The organism is Halomonas sp. 18071143, assembly GCF_019211725.1.
Classification (GTDB): domain Bacteria; phylum Pseudomonadota; class Gammaproteobacteria; order Pseudomonadales; family Halomonadaceae; genus Vreelandella; species Vreelandella stevensii.
Map to the genome: position 1 here is coordinate 836693 of NZ_CP078120.1, position 16601 is coordinate 853293.

Sequence of the window (16601 nt, forward strand, 5' to 3'; positions counted from 1 at the left end):
CCTTGAATGGCGACTGAAAGAGACTTTTTATGACGATCAGAAAGACCCTGCGGACCCGCAAGCTCACCCAGCGGGCAAGACAGCTTTCAGCGGGCACCATGATGACGCTTTGCCTGGGCGCTGGCGCTGCCCTGGTACCCTTGACCGTTCAGGCCCAGAGCTTCGAGTCCACACAGCGTCAGCCGCTGGATAGCGTCGTGGCCGTGGTCAACGATGGTGTCATCATGCGCAGCGAGTTGAACGAACGCATCGCGGAAATCGAGCAGCAGGCGGCCGCTCAAGGCGGCCAACTGCCGCCCCGCAGCCAGCTGGCCCGGCAGGTGCTGGAGCGCATGGTGATGGACGAAATTCAGCTGCAGATGGCCAGCCGTGCCAACCTGAGCGTGGACGACACCGAGCTGAATCGTCAGCTGCGTAGCATTGCCGAGTCCAATGGCATGAGCCTGGATCAGTTTGCCGATGCCGTGGAAGCCGATGGCATGAGCCTGGCCAGCGTGCGTGAGGAAGTGCGGCGCGAAATGTTGATGCGTCAGGTGCAGCAGCGTCAGATCAGCCAGCGGGTTTCCGTGTCGGACCGGGAAGTGGAGCGCTTTCTCGAGCAGCAGCCCTCTCAGCAGGGCCAGTCGTTCATCGAAGAGACCCGTGCGCGCCACGTGCTGGTCGAGCTGACGCCCACCCGTGACGAAGCGCAAGCGCGTAGCCGTGCAGAACAGGCTCGCCAACGCCTGCAGCAGGGCGAAGACTTTGCCACCGTTGCCCGTGAGCTCAGCGATGACCGGGGAAGCGGCATGAACGGTGGCGACCTGGGTTGGGTACGCCCCGGCCAGACGGTGCCTGCCTTCGAAGAGGCCATGAACTCGCTCAGCCCCAACCAGCTGTCCGAGCCGGTGCGCTCGCAGTTTGGCTACCACGTGATCGAAGTGCTGGAGCGCCGTCGTCAGGACGTGACCGAAGAGAGCCGTCGCGAGCAGGTGCGCCAGGCCATCTTCCAGCGTCGTGCCAATGAAGAGCTGGAAGTATGGCAGCGTGAAATTCGCGAACAGGCCTTCGTGGACATTCGCCTGTAATGGCGCTGCCGCTGCTGATCACCACCGGGGAGCCCGCCGGTATCGGCCCCGAGCTGACGCTGATGCTGGCGGCCCAGGGGCGTCTGAACAACACCGTGGCGGTAGGTGACCCGACGCTGCTCGCCCAGCGGGCGGCGTTGCTTGCGCTCACGGTGGAGATCGTGGTCGCCGAGCCGGGCAGCCAGCAGGTCTCCTCGCCAGGGCGCCTGGTGGTGTGGCCGGTCGCCTTGCGCGCACCGGCCACGCCCGGCGTGCTGGACCCTACCAATGCAGGCTATGTGCTGGACACCTTGCAGACGGCAGTGGATGCCTGCCTGGCCGGACACGCGGCGGCCATGGTGACTGCCCCGCTGCACAAGGGCGTGATCATCGAAGGTGGCTACCCGCACTTCACGGGCCACACCGAGTGGCTGCGGGACGCCTGCGGCGTGGATGAGGTGGTCATGCTGTTGGCCACGGACGCTGCGCTGCACGCTACGTCGCCACAGTGGCAGGGCGAAAGCGACCTGCGGGTTGCTCTGGTGACCACCCATCTGCCGCTGCGCGATGTGGCGGATGCCATCACCGGCGAGCGCATTGCGCGCATCAGCCGTCTGCTGGTGGCGGACCTGCAGCGTCAATTTGGTATCGCCCAGCCCAGGGTGGCGGTGTGTGGGCTCAACCCCCATGCGGGTGAAGATGGTCACTTGGGCCGCGAAGAGCTGGAAATCATCACGCCCACCCTGCAGGCGCTGCGTGCCGAGGGCCTGAACGTGGAAGGCCCGTTCCCGGCCGATACCCTGTTTACCCCACGCCATCTGGCGGGGGTCGATGCGGTACTGGCGATGTACCACGACCAGGGCCTGGCAGTGCTAAAATACGCGGGCTTTGGTCAGGCTGCCAACATCACCCTGGGGCTGCCGCTGGTACGCACCTCGGTGGATCACGGCACGGCGCTGGACCTGGCAGGCCGTAGCATTGCCAACCCCTCCAGCCTGGGCGTGGCGGTGGCACTCGCCCAGCGGCTGGCCACCCAGCGTGCCTCCTCTCAGGCCGCCCCATGAATCAACCCTCCAAGGAACTCTGCTAGATGTCTCAAGTGCCCCAGCAGCACCGTGCTCGTAAACGCTTCGGTCAAAACTTTCTCCGTGATCTCGGGATCATTTCACGGATTGTCCGTGCCATCGGGCCGCGTGAAGGCGATCGGCTGGTCGAAATCGGTCCCGGCCAGGGCGCGCTCACTGCTCCCTTGCTGGAAGCGACCGGCACGCTGGAAGTCATCGAGCTGGATAGAGATCTGATTCCGGGGTTGCGGGTGCAGTTTTTCAACTACCCCGAATTCGTGATTCACGAAGGCGACGCGCTGAAGTTCGATTTTGCCGCCCTCAAGGGCGACGGTCAGCCGCTGCGCGTGGTGGGGAATCTGCCTTACAACATTTCGACGCCGCTGATCGTGCACCTGCTGACCATGGGGTCAGCCATCGCCGATATGCACTTCATGCTGCAAAAAGAGGTGGTGGAGCGGCTGGCGGCCGAGCCCGGCAGCACCGATTGGGGGCGGCTCTCGGTGATGGCGCAGTATTACTGTCAGGTGGACCAGCTGTTCATCGTGCCTCCGGAAGCCTTCGTGCCCCGTCCCAAGGTCGATTCCGCCATCGTGCGGCTGACGCCCCATGCATCGCTACCCCAGGTGGCCGATGATCCGGCACTGCTTTTCGAGCTGGTCAAGCTGGCCTTTGGGCAGCGCCGCAAGACGCTGCGCAACAACCTGAAGGGGCGGGTCAGTGCGGAGGCCCTGGAAGCGTTGGGCATCGACCCTGCCCGGCGCCCGCAAACCCTGACCGTGGCGGAATACGTGACCATCGCCAATCATGTGGCCGCCAATGAGGACGTGGAACAGCGGAGTGGTGACGCGTGAGCGGGCTGGAGATCGAGGTCAGCGTCACGCCAGAGTTTCAGGACGCCGAGTCGAGTGCCAGCGAGGCCCGCTACGTGTTCAGCTACACCGTGACGGTGCACAACCAAAGCCCCCATAGCGTGCAGCTGATGGCACGCTACTGGAAAATCACCCAAGGCAATGGCGACAGCCAGGAAGTGCGCGGCAAGGGCGTGGTGGGTCAGCAGCCGCTGATTGGCCCGGGGCAACGGTTCCGCTATACCAGCCGAGCGATACTGCAAACCCCGGTAGGTGTCATGGAGGGGGCTTACACCCTGTTGAACACCTACACCCAGCGGGCGTTCGATGTGCCCGTCTCGCCCTTTCGGTTAGCGGTGCCCCGCCAGCTGCATTGAGGCGGGAGCCTTCGTCGGCGGTTTTCCATGCTCGGCAAGCCGCCCACGCCAGCCAACTTCGTCAATGCGTTAACAGGCCTTTACCCATGAGCACTTATGTCATTGGCGACCTGCATGGATGTCATGCCGAGTTTGTCGCCTTGCTGGATAAAATCAGCTTTGATCCCGCCCGCGATACGCTCTGGCTGGTGGGCGATTTGATCAACCGGGGGCCAGGCTCCCTGGCCTGCCTGCAGGAAGTGAAAGCGCTGGGCAGCGCCGCACGCAGCGTGCTGGGGAACCACGATTTCCACCTGCTGGTGGTGGCACGGGGGGGCGGCAAGCTCAAGCGCCACGACACGCTGGACGACATTCTGTCTTCGCGGCACCGTGACGATTTGCTGGACTGGCTTCAAGGCCTTCCCCTGGCGGTACAGGCCGATAACACGCTGATGACCCACGCCGGGCTGCTGCCCAGTTGGAATGCCGAACAGGCGCTGGCACTGAGCGGAGAAGTACAAGCGGCACTGGGCAGCGAGCAGGCGGGAGCTTTCCTGAGCCAACTGTTCGGTAATCAGCCTGACCGCTTCCACGACCAGCTCGAAGGCATGGACAGGCTGCGCTGCATCGTCAATGTGTTCACTCGGATGCGCTTCATCGATGCCCAGGAGCGGCTCGATTTTGCTGCCAAGGAGGGGTTGGAGAGTGCGCCTGCGGGCTTTGCGCCCTGGTTCCAGTTTCCCCGTGCCGACGATCTGCGCCTGCTGTTTGGCCATTGGGCGGCGTTGGAGGGGCGCACCCCTGGCGCGAAGGTGGATGTGCACGGGATCGATACCGGGTGCGTGTGGGGCGGTTCGCTGAGCGCGCTGGTGCTGGAGAGCGGCCAGCGTGTCAGTGTGCCCAGCCAGCAGGGAGGTCGCTGATGTTTCAGCTGGATGCATACACTCAAGGGCTGGAGGTCTACCGCGTGGGGGGGGCCGTGCGGGACGAGCTGTTGGGATGGCCCGTGGTGGATCACGACTGGGTGGTGGTGGGGGCAACCCCCGACATGATGCAGCAGCGTGGATTCAAACCTGTAGGGCGCGATTTTCCGGTGTTCCTGCACCCGACCACCCAGGAGGAGTACGCGCTGGCGCGTACCGAGCGCAAGTCGGGCCATGGGTATGGCGGGTTCGAGGTGCACGCCAGCCCCGACGTGACGCTGGAAGAGGATCTCTCCCGTCGGGATCTGACCATCAATGCCATCGCCCAGGCGGCGGATGGGCATTTGACCGACCCTTATCACGGACAGCGGGACATCGAGCAACGCTGGCTTCGCCATGTCTCCCCCGCCTTCAGTGAAGACCCCTTGCGCGTACTGCGGACTGCGCGTTTTTTAGCCCGCTATGCCTCCATGGGGTTTGCCGTTGCGCCGGACACTCTGGACTTGATGCGCGCGGTCAGCCGCAGCGGAGAGCTGGCGCATCTGGCAGCCGAGCGCGTGTGGGTCGAGACCGAAAAAGCGTTGGCCGAACCCAGCCCCGAGTGCTATTTCACGACTCTGGCCGCGTGTGATGCCTTGGCCGTCTGGTGGCCTGAGCTGGCAGCGAAAGCGTGTCTGGCTCAGGCCCTGGAGGCCATGCAGGCAGCTCCCGAACAGCGCGAGCCGCCGCTGGCGCACTGGCGCTATGCGCTGCTGGTGTCGGTGCTGAGTGAGTCACAGCGCGAGGCCCTGACCGTGCGTTTGAAGCTGCCCAATAGCGTTGCGCAGCTGGCACGCCATGCCGCCTCGACCAAGGCGCTGCTGGCAGCCCCACTGGAGGCCGAGAAAGTGCTGTGCTGGCTGGAGCGTCTGGATGGCTGGCGCAAGCCTGCCCAGGTCAGCGCGCAATTGCAGTTGCTGGAGCGGCTTGCGCCTGGCTTGCGCCCCGTGCTGGAGGCGGCCTGGCAAGCCGCCTGCGCGGTCAGCCCTCAGGCGTTGATGGGCGAAGGCTACCGAGGGGCAGCCTTGGGAGAAGCGCTGTGTCAACGGCGGCGCGAGGCCGTGGAGGCATCGCTTTAGCGCGCGTGGACCTTGCGCGGCAAGGGGTCGGCCTGGGAAACGAAGCGCCCTTGCCAATGAAAGTCGATGGCCCACAGTCGCTGATGGCCCAGGGAAAAGCGTTGCCACAGCGTGGCGTAAGGCGTATCACAGCGAGGGTGTCGCTCGTCGGGCAGCAGCTCTGCCAGGGGTTGCAGTACGAAAGCGTTCTGGGTGATTTCAGCCCGGGGCAGGGCTACGTCATCGACCACGCCGCAGGCGTCCCCCACGGTCAGCAGATCGATATCCAGGGCGCGCGGGCTACACTTGACCATGTCAGGCGTCCGCCCATGGGCCATTTCCAATGCCTTGGCCCAGGCCTGTAGTCTGGCCACGGACCAGTTGCTGTGGAACGCCACCACCAGATTGTAAAAATTGCGGCTATCCTTGAATCCGACCGGCTCGCTCTCGAAAATGCGCGATATCTGCAGTTCGCCAAACGTCTCTGCCAGGGCGTCCAGGCACAGGCGGATGTGTTTTTCCGGGTCGATATTGCTGCCCAGGCTAAGCGTGACCAGGTTCATGGGTCGCTATCCTTGCTAGCCTTTGGCAGGCTGCCGCGGGTGATTTCCAGGCCGACACTGGCCGCCTGGGGCACCGCACCGGGCTTGCGCACACGGAGCTGCAGCCAGCTAATCGGAAACTCGTGCTGTAAACAGGAGGCCAGCCGCTCGGCAAAGGTTTCGACCAGCGCAAACTGGTGCTCATCGGCGAACTGCTGGATTCGCTGGCAGATCGCGGCATAATCGAGGGTCAGACGCAAATCATCAGTGGCGGCGGCAGGCCGGATATCGGTGGCCAGCGAGAGATCCAGGCTCAGCGATTGCGTGATGGTGCGCTCCCAATCGTATACGCCAATCACGGTATCTACGGTGAGTGCTTCAATCAATATGCGGTCCACAGGCCATTCCCCAGCGTCGACAAGCGGGCGATTGTACTTGAGGACGACCATAAACGACAGTCAGGCGGCGGCGCTGGCTGATGAGGGGCAGGGTGAGCAGGGGATGCTGTGGATCGTCATGGGGTACTTGAGCGGCAGTTGGCTGGCGGCAGTGAGCGTCTGTCGCTGGGCAGGCGTGGCCGACCCGCGCTTTTGCGGTTCCTGTAACCCCGGATTTTCCAACGTGTTACGGCTATATGGCCCCCGGCTGGCGGCGGCCACCCTGGCGCTGGATGCCTTGAAGGCGGTGCCGGTGGTCTTGGCCGCCAAGTGGCTGGCCTTGCCGATTATGTGGCAGGGGCTGGTAGGGCTGGCGGTGCTGCTGGGCCACAGTTTCCCGCTCTGGTATGGGTTTCGAGGTGGCAAGGCCGTCGCCAGCGCCTTCGGGGTGTTGCTGGTGCTGGTGCCCAGCGTTGCGCTGCTCAGCGCCCTTGCCTGGGCGCTGATGGCGTGGCGGTGGGGTACCGCCGCGCTGGCGTCGGTTGCGAGCGCGCTGTTGGCGCCCCTGCTGTGCGCCTGGCTGGCGCCTGACTATATGATCGTGGTGGGCGGGTTCAGCCTGCTGGTACTGGCCCGCCACATGCTCAATATTCGTCGTTGGCGGCAGGGGGAAGAGCCCCCGCTGCGCAAATAGGCCAACGACTTATCGGGTGGTGCTGAGGGGCGCTGTCAGCGTGTCCAGTGGCCAGCGCGGGGTGGCCTGCATGATACCGCTTTCGTCGCGTTCTCCTGCCGCCAGACGCTGGGCGCCCACGTAGGCAATCATGGCGCCATTGTCGGTGCAGAAGCGCCCACGGGGGTAATAGGCACGGGCCTGGCGCTTTTGGGTCTCCAGGGCCAGACGCTCGCGCAGCCGCGTATTGGCACTCACACCCCCCGCCATCACGATGCGTTTCAGGCCGGTCTCGTCCAGGGCTCGGCGGCATTTGATGACCAGCGTGTCCACGACGGCCTCTTCGAAGGCGCGTGCCACGTCGGCTTTGGCCTGTTCGTCCAGCTCGCCTGCGGCTTCCAGCTGGCGAATCGTCGTCAAGGTGTGGGTCTTCAGGCCTGAAAAGCTGAAATCGAGCCCGGGGCGGTCGGTCATGGGGCGCGGGAAGCGAAAGCGTTTAGGGTCGCCCTGTTCGGCCAGTTTGGCCACCAGCGGGCCGCCTGGGTACGCCAGGCCCAGCATCTTGGCGGCCTTGTCGAAGGCCTCACCGGCCGCATCGTCTACTGATTCGCCCAGGAGTCGATAGCAACCCAGCCCCTGTACTTCCACCAGCTGGGTGTGGCCGCCGGAGACCAGCAGGGCCACGAAGGGAAAGGCAGGAGCCTCCTCCTCAAGCATGGGGGCCAGCAGGTGGCCTTCCATGTGATGCACCCCCAATACGGGGATGTTCAGCGCCCTGGCCATGCCATGGGCGGTGCTGGCACCGACCATCAGCGCACCCACCAATCCCGGGCCCGCCGTATAAGCGATGCCGTCCAGGTCGTGGCGGGAAAGATGGGCCTCTTTCAACACCTGTTCGATGAGCGGCAGCAGCTTGCGTGTGTGATCCCGAGAGGCCAGTTCGGGCACCACGCCGCCATATTCGGAGTGCATGGCAATCTGGCTGTACAGGGCATCGGCCAGCAGACCCTGGCCGCCGGTGTAGGCCGTGTCGTAAATGGCGACGCCGGTTTCGTCGCAGGATGTCTCGATGCCCAGTACACGCATGGCAAAAGCACTCATCTGATTGAAAAGGCAGGTACTCGAAACCGGCTAGTCTAGCATTGTCGTGCCCGCTGGGCGTAAGCATTTGCAAAGATGGCCAACCACGACTAGACTACTGTGCGCTGTAAAACTGGGTCGTACACCGTCTTGTTCGGTGTGCGTACTATCCGAACTCAAGACTCCTTAAGGTAGGTGAGTGCTTAATGCCTTCTGTAAAAGTACGTGATAACGAGCCGTTTGACGTCGCCCTGCGTCGCTTCAAGCGTTCTTGCGAAAAAGCTGGCGTTCTGTCTGAAGTACGTCGTCGCGAGCACTACGAGAAGCCGACTGCTGAGCGCAAGCGCAAAGCGGCAGCTGCCGTAAAACGTCACGCCAAGAAGTTGCAGCGTGAGCGTAAGCGTTTCGAACGGCTCTATTGATCCGTACCTGGAGAGAGCCAGAGCAGTTGGCTGGTTGTCTCAAGAGGGATGCCAAGCGGCCGCCACCAGGTGGCCGTTTGTTTTTCGTTTCGTGTTGTCTGTTTTGCGCGGTTTAAGGTGATCAGGCGCGTGGCCTGATGACGTTAGACCCGCCCACAAGCGTGTTGCGCGAGGATGCCCTCAGCCCATGGCAGGTCAAATTCCACAGCGATTTATCGACGATCTGCTTGGCCGCGTCGACGTGGTCGAGGTGGTGGGGGAGCGCGTACAGCTCAAGAAAGCGGGCCGTAATTTTTCCGGCCTGTGTCCTTTTCATCAGGAAAAAACACCTTCGTTTACCGTCAGTGCCGACAAGCAGTTTTATCACTGCTTTGGCTGTGGTGCCCACGGTAATGCGCTACGCTTTTTGATGGAATACGACAAGCTGCCCTTTCCCGAGGCAGTCGAGCAGCTGGCCGGGCGGCTGGGGCTGGACGTGCCCAGGGAAGGGGCGGACGACCCGCGTGCCCAGCAGCGGGAGAAAAAGCGCAAGGAAGGGGTCAATCTTCTCGAGGTGGCGGCCAGCTTCTATCGCGAGCGATTGAAGATGCAGGAGGGCCAGGCGGCCCAGCGCTACTTGCAGGGGCGCGGCCTCTCGCCAGATGTGATGACCACCTACGGGATTGGTTATGCCCCCGGCGGGTGGGAGGCGCTGAAGCAGCATCTGAGCGCCAAGGGCATCGGTGAGCCGGTGCAGATCGAGTACGGTCTGCTGATTCATCGCGAGGACACCGGGCGTACCTATGATCGCTTCCGCGACCGGGTGATGTTCCCGATACGCGATTTGCGCGGTCGGACCATCGCCTTTGGCGGTAGGGTCATGGGGGATGAGCAGCCCAAATACCTCAACTCGCCGGAGACGCCTGTCTTTCACAAGGGGCGCGAGCTCTACGGCCTGTACGAGGCGCGTCAGGCGACCAGCAAGCTGGAACAGCTGGTGATGGTCGAGGGCTACATGGACGTGGTGGCGCTGGCGCAGTACGGCATTCACAACGCCGTGGCCACGCTGGGCACCGCCACCACCGAAGATCATCTGTTGCGGCTGTTTCGTCTGGTCAGTCGCGTGGTGTTCTGTTTCGACGGTGACCGCGCCGGGCGTCAGGCGGCCAGCCGTGCGCTGGAAACCGCGCTGCCGCAGATGATCGATGGCCGCGAGGCGCGGTTTCTGTTCTTGCCGGAAGGGGACGACCCGGACTCGCTGGTGCGCCGCGAGGGTCGCGAGGCCTTCGAAGACCGCGTGACCTGCGCCATGCCGCTGTCTGAGTTTCTGTTCGAGCAGGCTGCCCAGGGGCGCGACTTGCAGACCGTGGAAGGGCGCGAGCGCTTCGCCAGCCACGTGCTGGAGGCGCTGCAGAAGGTCCCGGAAGGCATGCTGAAGTCGCTGCTGCTGGAGACGCTCGCCAAACGAAGTGGGCTGTCCCAGACGCAGTTGCAGGGGTTGCTGGACAAACGCGTGGCAGCAGCCTCCAGGGTGTCGCCGCAGTGGGAGCCGGTCGATGCGCAGGCGGCGCCGGAAGAGCAGGCCCGCCCGCGCGGCGGTCGGTCATCGCGACAGGCGAGCACCTCGCGGACGCTCTCCACCGTGGGACGCATCGTGCAGCTGTTGCTGCATGAGCCGACGCTGGTGGCCGTTCTGCCGGAAACGCAGGATTGGCTGCCTGGTCAGGATCCGCAGGCATCGCTGTGCCGCGACCTGATTGCCCTGCTGCGCGCCGGACGCTACCGCAGCCCGCAAGTGGTGCTGGCGCACTTTCAGGGCAGTGATGAGGGGCGTGTGCTGGCAGAGTTGGCCGCGCGTGAGCTGCTGATTCCCAAGGCGACCCGTGAAGCCGAGCTGACCGGGCTGGTCGAACACCTGGCCGAGCAGCAGCGCAAGCGTTCGCCTCAGGAAGAGTACGATGCCTTGCTGGCGCTGGAGCGCTCAGGGCAAAAACTGGATAAGGAGCAGCGGCAGCGGTTGGCCGGGTTGGTGTTGGAATTGACCCAGGGCCGCTAATGCACAAGGTGGTTGCAAGAGGTGAGGGGTTGAAATCTCGAACTTCAGGGCCACATAGAGGTTATGCCGCCAAGTATTGGCTAACCGAACAACCTAACACACCTGAATGATCGCGCAAATACGTTTCGCTGGAAAAAATCCAGCTATTTACGCTATACTGTTCGGCTTGTTGAGTTTAATCGATTCAGCGCCCCAGGTGTTTCATTCTTCTTCGTCGAGATAGGGTTTCTATGGCTGGAAATGCGCAGCAGCAGTCACGTCTGAAGGAGTTGATCGCGCGCGGCAAGGAACAGGGCTACCTGACCTATGCCGAGGTCAACGACCATCTACCCGAGGATATCGCCGACCCGGATCAAGTGGAAGACATCATTGGCATGATCAACGACATGGGTATCAGTGTCGTTGAAGAAGCGCCAGATGAAGACACTTTGATGATGTCGGATCACTCCACGGACGAATCCGCTGCGGAAGAGGCCGTTGCGGCACTCGCCGCCGTGGAAAGCGACGTCGGTCGCACTACCGACCCGGTCCGCATGTACATGCGCGAGATGGGCACGGTGGAGCTGCTGACCCGTGAAGGCGAAATCGAAATCGCCAAGCGGATCGAAGAGGGCACGCGGGAAGTCATGTCGGCGCTTGCGTACCTGCCCGGTGCCGTTGCCTCCATCCTCGAAGCCTACGACGCAACCCAGGACGAGGAAGCGCCAGGGCGCCTTTCCGATCTGTTCTCTGGCTTCATCGATCCCGACGAAGGCATTCCCGGGGTGGCCGAAGCGGAAACCCCCGAGCCGGAAGTCGATGCCGAGCTGAGCGATGACGATGATATCGACAGCGACGATGACGATGATGACGAGGACACCAACGCCAGCGAAGGTGGCCCGGACCCGGAAGAAGCCAAGGCGCGTTTCGAGCAGATTCGTGAGCAGAACGCCGCCGTCGAAGCGGCGCTGGCCAAGTTTGGCCGTGGCAGTAGCGAGCTGAAAGCCGAGCAGGCACGTCTGGCCGAGCTGTTCTCACCCATCAAACTGGTGCCCAAGCACTTCGAGCGCCTGGTGGGGCAGATCCGCATCAGCGTGGAGCAGGTGCGTGCCCAGGAAAAGGCGGTCATGCAGCTGTGCGTCAAGAAAGCCAAGGTGCCGCGCAAGACCTTCATCAAGTCCTTTCCGGGGCATGAGTCGGATTCGTCGTGGCTGGACGCTTTCCAGGAAGCGCAGCCCAAGTATGCCGACCGTCTTGAGCCACTGCGTGCCGACATCGCACGCTCTCAGCGCAAAATTGCGTTCGAGGAAGACATGGTGCAGCTGACGGTGGCGGACCTGAAGGAAGTCAACCGCAAGCTCTCCATCGGTGAAGCGAAGGCGCGCCGGGCCAAGAAAGAGATGGTCGAGGCCAACCTGCGTCTGGTGATCTCGATCGCCAAGAAGTACACCAACCGTGGCCTGCAGTTCCTGGATCTGATTCAGGAAGGCAATATCGGTCTGATGAAAGCGGTGGACAAGTTCGAGTATCGCCGTGGCTACAAGTTCTCCACCTACGCGACATGGTGGATTCGTCAGGCCATTACGCGCTCCATCGCGGATCAGGCGCGTACCATTCGTATTCCGGTCCACATGATCGAGACCATCAACAAGCTCAATCGTGTGTCGCGTCAGATGCTGCAGGAAATGGGCCGCGAGCCGACCCCTGAAGAGCTGGGCGAGCGTCTTGAAATGCCGGAAGACAAGGTGCGCAAGGTGCTCAAGATCGCCAAGGAACCGATCTCCATGGAGACGCCGATTGGTGACGACGACGACTCTCACCTGGGTGACTTCATCGAGGACAGCACCATGCTGCTGCCCATCGATATGGCGACCGGCGAAGGCCTGATCGAAGCGACCCGTAACGTCCTCGGTGGTTTGACCGCTCGCGAAGCGAAGGTGCTGCGCATGCGTTTCGGTATCGACATGAATACCGATCACACCCTGGAAGAAGTCGGCAAGCAGTTCGACGTGACCCGCGAGCGGATCCGTCAGATCGAAGCCAAGGCGCTTCGCAAGCTGCGTCATCCCAGCCGTTCCGAGCCGCTGCGCTCCTTCCTGGACGAGTAAGCGTCGCTCGAAAAAGCCCGCCGTGGAAACACGGCGGGCTTTTTTGTGGGCGGCTGTTGGGCAAGGTGCCAGTAGCACCTTGCCGCTTTTGTTGAAGCCTTTACAGGGTGTAGTGAGTCGCGGAGCCCGGTCCTACGGGCAGACCCAGTACGAATACCCAGAGGAAGAACAGAAGGCTCCAGCCGATCAGCATGAACAGGGTATAAGGCAGCATGAGCGCTACCAGGGTGCCAATGCCCATATCCTTGCGGTAGCGGGTCGCTACGGCCAGAATCAGCCCGAAATAGCTCATCATCGGGGTGATCAGGTTGGTGACCGAGTCGCCGATCCGGTAGGCGGCCTGAATCACTTCCGGGGCGTAGCCCATCAGCATCAGCATGGGCACGAAGATGGGTGCCGTCACGGCCCACTGCGCCGATGCGCTGCCCAGCGACAGGTTGATGAAGGCGCACATGATGATGAACAGCGCAAATAGTCCAGGCCCGCGCAGCCCCAGGGACTCCAGCAGGTCGGCTCCGGCAATGGCGGTCACCGTGCCAAAGTTGCTCCAGTTGAACAGCGCCACGAACTGAGCGGCAAAAAAGACCAGCACGATATAGAGGCCCAGGCTGCTCATGCTCTTGGCCATGGCGTTCACCACGTCGCGGTCATTGTGCATGGTGCCTGCCAAGCGACCATAGATGAAGCCCAGCACGCTGAACGAAACGGCCACGATCACCACGATGCCGCGCAGGAAGGGGGAGCCGCTGATCAGCCCGGTCTCGGGGTCGCGCAGAATGCCGCCTTCAGGCACCACCATGATGGCCACCAGGGCGATGAGTGCCAGAGTGGCCAGGCCGGTGCCCTTCAGTGCCCGCTTTTCGGTGTCGGACAGGCCCTCCATGCGCTGCTGATCGATATCGCTGTCGGCATAGGCCGTGTCGAACTTGCCCAGCTTCGGCTCGACGATGCGTTCCGTGACCAAACCGCCAATCAGGGTGACGAAGAACGTGCTGGCAAACATGAAGAACCAGTTGGCTTCGGCTCCGACGATATACGCCGGGTCCAGCAGACGAGCGGCTTCCTGAGTGATGCCCGAGAGCAGCGGGTCGACGGTACCGATCAAGAGGTTGGCGCTGTAGCCGCCGGAGACGCCACAAAACGCGGCTGCCAGACCGGCCAGCGGATGTCTGCCCAGCGAATGAAAGATCATCGCCGCCAGCGGAATCAGCACCACATAGCCAAGCTCGGCTGCCATGTTCGACATGATGCCCGCAAATACCACGGCATAGGTGACGATGCGCGGTGAGCGGTTGAGTACCAGCGCGCGCATGCTGGCCGACAGCAGGCCCGAGTGCTCGGCCACACCCACCCCCAGCATGGCCACCAGCACGGTACCCAAGGGCGCAAAACTGGTGAAGTTGGTCACCATTTCGGTGACCAGGCGGCGCAGGCCCTCGGCGTTGAGCAATGAATTGACGGCAATCCACTCGCCTTCATTGGCTGGGCGTGGGTCGGCTACCGATACCCCTAGCGCCCCCGCAATGCCGCTGCCGACCACCACCAGTACACACAGGATGGCGAACAGTGTCACCGGGTGAGGCAGCAGATTGCCCAGCCATTCGACGCTATCCAGGAAGCGAGTGAACGCCCCGCGTTTTAGCGTATTTTCACGATTGTTTGGTGTATTCATAACGTTTGTGTCGTCAGTTGGTTGTTTTTTAGCAAAATTGCCCAAAGCGGTGTGGGGGACGACACTACGTGGATGGTCAAGGGGGCGCAAATGGCTTTACGTATAGCGGGATGTAAAAAATGAAATGCCGTCTCTGGTGGTGCTCCCAAAGACGGCAAAAAGAACCGATTGGCAGAGCGTCAGGCGCTTTTCTGGCGAGCAAGGTGCAGGCGTCGGGCCAGCAGGAGCAGCTCGATCATGGCAAACAGAATCAGGCTATAGCCCAGCAGCTCGACCACTTCTTCTGCCACATCCTTGAAAACCCGGACGTACTGCTCCTCCAATACGGCGCGCCAAAACACTTGCCTGCCATATAGACGTGAAAATACATAAGTAACCAGTACGCCGCCTGCAAACAGCCCAAAGGCAAAACTATTGCTGAAGTGGCGAAACTCCTCCAGAAAACGCTGGCGCTGGTACACGACCCAGGCCAGTGAGGGGAGGATGATCATGGCGACCAGGATTTTCCAGGTATGCCGTGCGATGTACTCATCGAGAAAGTAGTCCTGCTCACGTACCAGCGAGGCAGCGAGGAAGGCCAGCAGCAGCAGGGTCACCGTGGGCCATACTTTCAGTACATGGCGTACGTAGAGGAGCAGGGTACAGCAACTGATCAGAATGAAAGTCTGGGTCAGCTCGGTGAACCCCAGCTCGGTATAGCGCACGGTAGGCAGATACAACGCTTCCAGATACGCGCCCTGGGCGATGCCTCCGATGAAGAGTATATAGAGTGTCGCGCGCAGCAGCGCAGTGCGAAAATCAATAGGCCAGGAGGGTGGCATCACGGTTCCTCTACGTCAGGCGAAATCAGTCAAACAACAAACATACATGAATGCATGTTCATTATATCGTCACTTTTCTGTGCTGACACGTCGAACGTGCCAGGAATATCTCGACGAATGGCGAGCAACACTGCAAAGTAACCACATGAAAGCAATAACGACCGTTGAGGGGCGGATGTCACCATGGCCATTAGCGTCTTTGATCTGTTTCGGATAGGCATTGGCCCGTCCAGCTCGCATACCGTGGGGCCCATGCGCGCGGCGCGGGATTTCGTGATGGCGTTGCCGGAAGCGCCCGTGTCACGGCTGGTGGTGCGGCTGCACGGGTCGTTGGCCGCGACTGGGGTAGGCCACGGCACCGACAATGCGGTGGTGATGGGCCTGACGGGTGAAATGCCCGAGTCCATCGAGCCCGACAGCATTGCCGGACGCCTAGCGGCGCTGGACGACGGGACGCCACTGACGCTGCCCAATGGGCATTCGCTGCCCTTCGACCGTGCGCGAGACATCGAGTGGGACGAGAGCTGTCTGGCCTTTCATCCCAATGCCATGGTGATCACGGCCTACCAGCAAGAGCGGGTCATCGCGACCAACACTTACTACTCGCTGGGCGGCGGCTTCTATGTCGACCAGGCCTGTGCCGATCAGGGCGGGCTGGATGAGGACAAGACGGCGCTGCCTTATCCGTTCGAATCGGGTAACGAGCTATTGGCACTGTGCCAGGCGAACGATTTGCGTATCAGCCAGCTGATGCTGGAAAACGAGAAAGCCTGGCGCAGCGAAGACACCATCCGTACCGAACTGCTGAAGATCTGGCACGCCATGCGTGACAGTATCGAGAACGGGTTGAAAGCCACCGGGCGGTTACCCGGCGGGCTGAACGTGCGCCGTCGCGCCAACGCCCTGCATCAGCAACTGCTTTCGCCGCCCGCCCAGCAGCGCCTGATCGTCAGCAGTTTCAGCGTGATGGATTGGGTCAACCTGTTTGCGCTGGCCGTCAATGAAGAGAACGCGGCCGGCAAGCGCATGGTCACGGCGCCCACCAATGGGGCTGCCGGTATCGTTCCGGCGGTGTTGGCCTATTACCTGAAGTTCGAACCCGACGCCTGCGATGCCGACGTGGTCGATTTTCTGTTGGCCGCGGGCGCCATGGGCATACTGTGCAAGAAAAACGCCTCGATCTCCGGGGCGGAGGTGGGCTGCCAGGGAGAAGTCGGCTCGGCGTGCGCCATGGCGGCGGCCGGGCTGGCCGAAGTGCTGGGCGGTACGCCGCGGCAGGTAGAAAATGCTGCGGAAATTGGCCTGGAGCATAACCTGGGGCTGACCTGTGACCCGGTGGCGGGGCTGGTGCAGGTCCCCTGTATCGAGCGCAATGCCATTGCGTCGGTCAAGGCCATCAATGCCGCCCGTATGGCGCTGCATGGTGATGGCGACCACTTCGTCTCGCTGGATAAAGTGATCAAGACCATGCGCGATACCGGACGCGACATGCAGGACAAATACAAGGAGACCTCCAAGGGAGGGCTCGCGGTCAACGCCATCGAGTGTTAATCCG

At 62.3% G+C, this 16601-nt stretch carries 16 protein-coding genes; 11 read left to right on the top strand and 5 right to left on the bottom strand.

The window, feature by feature from the left end; all coding sequences use genetic code 11:
- Positions 1 to 29 precede the first annotated feature (29 nt).
- From KVY02_RS04080 to KVY02_RS04105, 6 genes are all read left to right on the top strand, one after another.
- The gene (locus tag KVY02_RS04080; protein WP_081192474.1) at positions 30 to 1067 is read left to right on the top strand and encodes a peptidylprolyl isomerase; all 1038 of its coding nucleotides are present in this window, start codon (positions 30 to 32) and stop codon (positions 1065 to 1067) included.
- Positions 1067 to 2110, top strand: coding sequence for a 4-hydroxythreonine-4-phosphate dehydrogenase PdxA (gene pdxA / locus KVY02_RS04085; protein WP_218314476.1), 1044 nt, complete (start codon positions 1067 to 1069; stop codon positions 2108 to 2110). Before KVY02_RS04080 ends, pdxA begins: the two co-directional genes overlap by 1 nt.
- Before the next feature lie 26 nt (positions 2111 to 2136).
- Positions 2137 to 2964, top strand: a complete 828-nt coding sequence (gene rsmA, locus KVY02_RS04090) for a 16S rRNA (adenine(1518)-N(6)/adenine(1519)-N(6))-dimethyltransferase RsmA (protein WP_016916311.1) — start codon at positions 2137 to 2139, stop codon at positions 2962 to 2964.
- Positions 2961 to 3338, top strand: coding sequence for a Co2+/Mg2+ efflux protein ApaG (apaG, locus tag KVY02_RS04095; RefSeq protein WP_016916312.1), 378 nt, complete (start codon positions 2961 to 2963; stop codon positions 3336 to 3338). Before rsmA ends, apaG begins: the two co-directional genes overlap by 4 nt.
- Before the next feature lie 86 nt (positions 3339 to 3424).
- Positions 3425 to 4240: a symmetrical bis(5'-nucleosyl)-tetraphosphatase gene (locus tag KVY02_RS04100; protein ID WP_218314479.1), complete on the top strand. Its 816-nt coding sequence runs from the start codon at positions 3425 to 3427 to the stop codon at positions 4238 to 4240.
- Positions 4240 to 5358: a polynucleotide adenylyltransferase gene (locus KVY02_RS04105; protein WP_218314481.1), complete on the top strand. Its 1119-nt coding sequence runs from the start codon at positions 4240 to 4242 to the stop codon at positions 5356 to 5358. The genes KVY02_RS04100 and KVY02_RS04105 overlap by 1 nt, the downstream gene beginning before the upstream one ends.
- Here KVY02_RS04105 and folK read toward each other — a convergent pair.
- Both folK and folB read right to left on the bottom strand, forming a co-directional pair.
- On the bottom strand, positions 5355 to 5900 hold the full coding sequence (gene folK / locus KVY02_RS04110) for a 2-amino-4-hydroxy-6-hydroxymethyldihydropteridine diphosphokinase (protein WP_218314483.1): 546 nt from the start codon (positions 5898 to 5900) through the stop codon (positions 5355 to 5357). The two genes, KVY02_RS04105 and folK, sit on opposite strands and share 4 nt — an antisense overlap.
- Positions 5897 to 6277: a dihydroneopterin aldolase gene (gene folB, locus KVY02_RS04115; protein WP_218314485.1), complete on the bottom strand. Its 381-nt coding sequence runs from the start codon at positions 6275 to 6277 to the stop codon at positions 5897 to 5899. Before folB ends, folK begins: the two co-directional genes overlap by 4 nt.
- 103 nt (positions 6278 to 6380) lie before the next feature.
- Between folB and KVY02_RS04120 the strand changes: the two genes are divergently transcribed.
- A complete protein-coding gene (locus KVY02_RS04120; RefSeq protein WP_218315036.1) occupies positions 6381 to 6950 on the top strand; it encodes a glycerol-3-phosphate acyltransferase in 570 nt (189 codons plus the stop codon).
- Positions 6951 to 6959: 9 nt separating this feature from the next.
- Here KVY02_RS04120 and tsaD read toward each other — a convergent pair whose 3' ends face one another.
- Positions 6960 to 8015, bottom strand: a complete 1056-nt coding sequence (gene tsaD / locus KVY02_RS04125) for a tRNA (adenosine(37)-N6)-threonylcarbamoyltransferase complex transferase subunit TsaD (protein ID WP_081136116.1) — start codon at positions 8013 to 8015, stop codon at positions 6960 to 6962.
- 200 nt (positions 8016 to 8215) lie between these two features.
- On the opposite strand from tsaD, the gene rpsU reads away from it, so the two are divergent.
- The 3 genes from rpsU (at position 8216) to rpoD (ending at position 12553) form a co-directional block, all read left to right on the top strand.
- Positions 8216 to 8431: a 30S ribosomal protein S21 gene (gene rpsU / locus KVY02_RS04130; protein WP_016416934.1), complete on the top strand. Its 216-nt coding sequence runs from the start codon at positions 8216 to 8218 to the stop codon at positions 8429 to 8431.
- 187 nt (positions 8432 to 8618) lie between these two features.
- Positions 8619 to 10466, top strand: coding sequence for a DNA primase (dnaG, locus tag KVY02_RS04135; RefSeq protein ID WP_218314487.1), 1848 nt, complete (start codon positions 8619 to 8621; stop codon positions 10464 to 10466).
- Between the two features lie 230 nt (positions 10467 to 10696).
- Positions 10697 to 12553: an RNA polymerase sigma factor RpoD gene (gene rpoD / locus KVY02_RS04140; protein WP_081192460.1), complete on the top strand. Its 1857-nt coding sequence runs from the start codon at positions 10697 to 10699 to the stop codon at positions 12551 to 12553.
- A gap of 100 nt (positions 12554 to 12653) precedes the next feature.
- Here the strand turns inward: rpoD and KVY02_RS04145 are convergent, their stop codons facing one another.
- The gene (locus KVY02_RS04145; RefSeq protein WP_039175630.1) at positions 12654 to 14225 is read right to left on the bottom strand and encodes an AbgT family transporter; all 1572 of its coding nucleotides are present in this window, start codon (positions 14223 to 14225) and stop codon (positions 12654 to 12656) included.
- Positions 14226 to 14404: 179 nt separating this feature from the next.
- Entirely contained in the window at positions 14405 to 15046 is a 642-nt protein-coding gene (locus KVY02_RS04150) for a hypothetical protein (RefSeq protein WP_081136110.1), read from the bottom strand.
- 183 nt (positions 15047 to 15229) lie between these two features.
- Between KVY02_RS04150 and KVY02_RS04155 the strand changes: the two genes are divergently transcribed.
- Positions 15230 to 16597 (top strand): L-serine ammonia-lyase, encoded by a 1368-nt coding sequence (locus tag KVY02_RS04155; protein WP_218314489.1) that lies wholly within the window; start codon positions 15230 to 15232, stop codon positions 16595 to 16597.
- Positions 16598 to 16601 lie beyond the last annotated feature (4 nt).

Coding starts and splice junctions, on each gene's coding strand:
- KVY02_RS04080 (WP_081192474.1), top strand. CDS start 30: ATGACGATCAGAAAGACCCTGCGGACCCGCAAGCTCACCCAGCGGGCA.
- pdxA (WP_218314476.1), top strand. CDS start 1,067: ATGGCGCTGCCGCTGCTGATCACCACCGGGGAGCCCGCCGGTATCGGC.
- rsmA (WP_016916311.1), top strand. CDS start 2,137: ATGTCTCAAGTGCCCCAGCAGCACCGTGCTCGTAAACGCTTCGGTCAA.
- KVY02_RS04100 (WP_218314479.1), top strand. CDS start 3,425: ATGAGCACTTATGTCATTGGCGACCTGCATGGATGTCATGCCGAGTTT.
- KVY02_RS04105 (WP_218314481.1), top strand. CDS start 4,240: ATGTTTCAGCTGGATGCATACACTCAAGGGCTGGAGGTCTACCGCGTG.
- folK (WP_218314483.1), bottom strand. CDS start 5,900: ATGAACCTGGTCACGCTTAGCCTGGGCAGCAATATCGACCCGGAAAAA.
- KVY02_RS04120 (WP_218315036.1), top strand. CDS start 6,381: ATGCTGTGGATCGTCATGGGGTACTTGAGCGGCAGTTGGCTGGCGGCA.
- tsaD (WP_081136116.1), bottom strand. CDS start 8,015: ATGCGTGTACTGGGCATCGAGACATCCTGCGACGAAACCGGCGTCGCC.
- rpsU (WP_016416934.1), top strand. CDS start 8,216: ATGCCTTCTGTAAAAGTACGTGATAACGAGCCGTTTGACGTCGCCCTG.
- dnaG (WP_218314487.1), top strand. CDS start 8,619: ATGGCAGGTCAAATTCCACAGCGATTTATCGACGATCTGCTTGGCCGC.
- rpoD (WP_081192460.1), top strand. CDS start 10,697: ATGGCTGGAAATGCGCAGCAGCAGTCACGTCTGAAGGAGTTGATCGCG.
- KVY02_RS04145 (WP_039175630.1), bottom strand. CDS start 14,225: ATGAATACACCAAACAATCGTGAAAATACGCTAAAACGCGGGGCGTTC.
- KVY02_RS04150 (WP_081136110.1), bottom strand. CDS start 15,046: ATGCCACCCTCCTGGCCTATTGATTTTCGCACTGCGCTGCTGCGCGCG.
- KVY02_RS04155 (WP_218314489.1), top strand. CDS start 15,230: ATGGCCATTAGCGTCTTTGATCTGTTTCGGATAGGCATTGGCCCGTCC.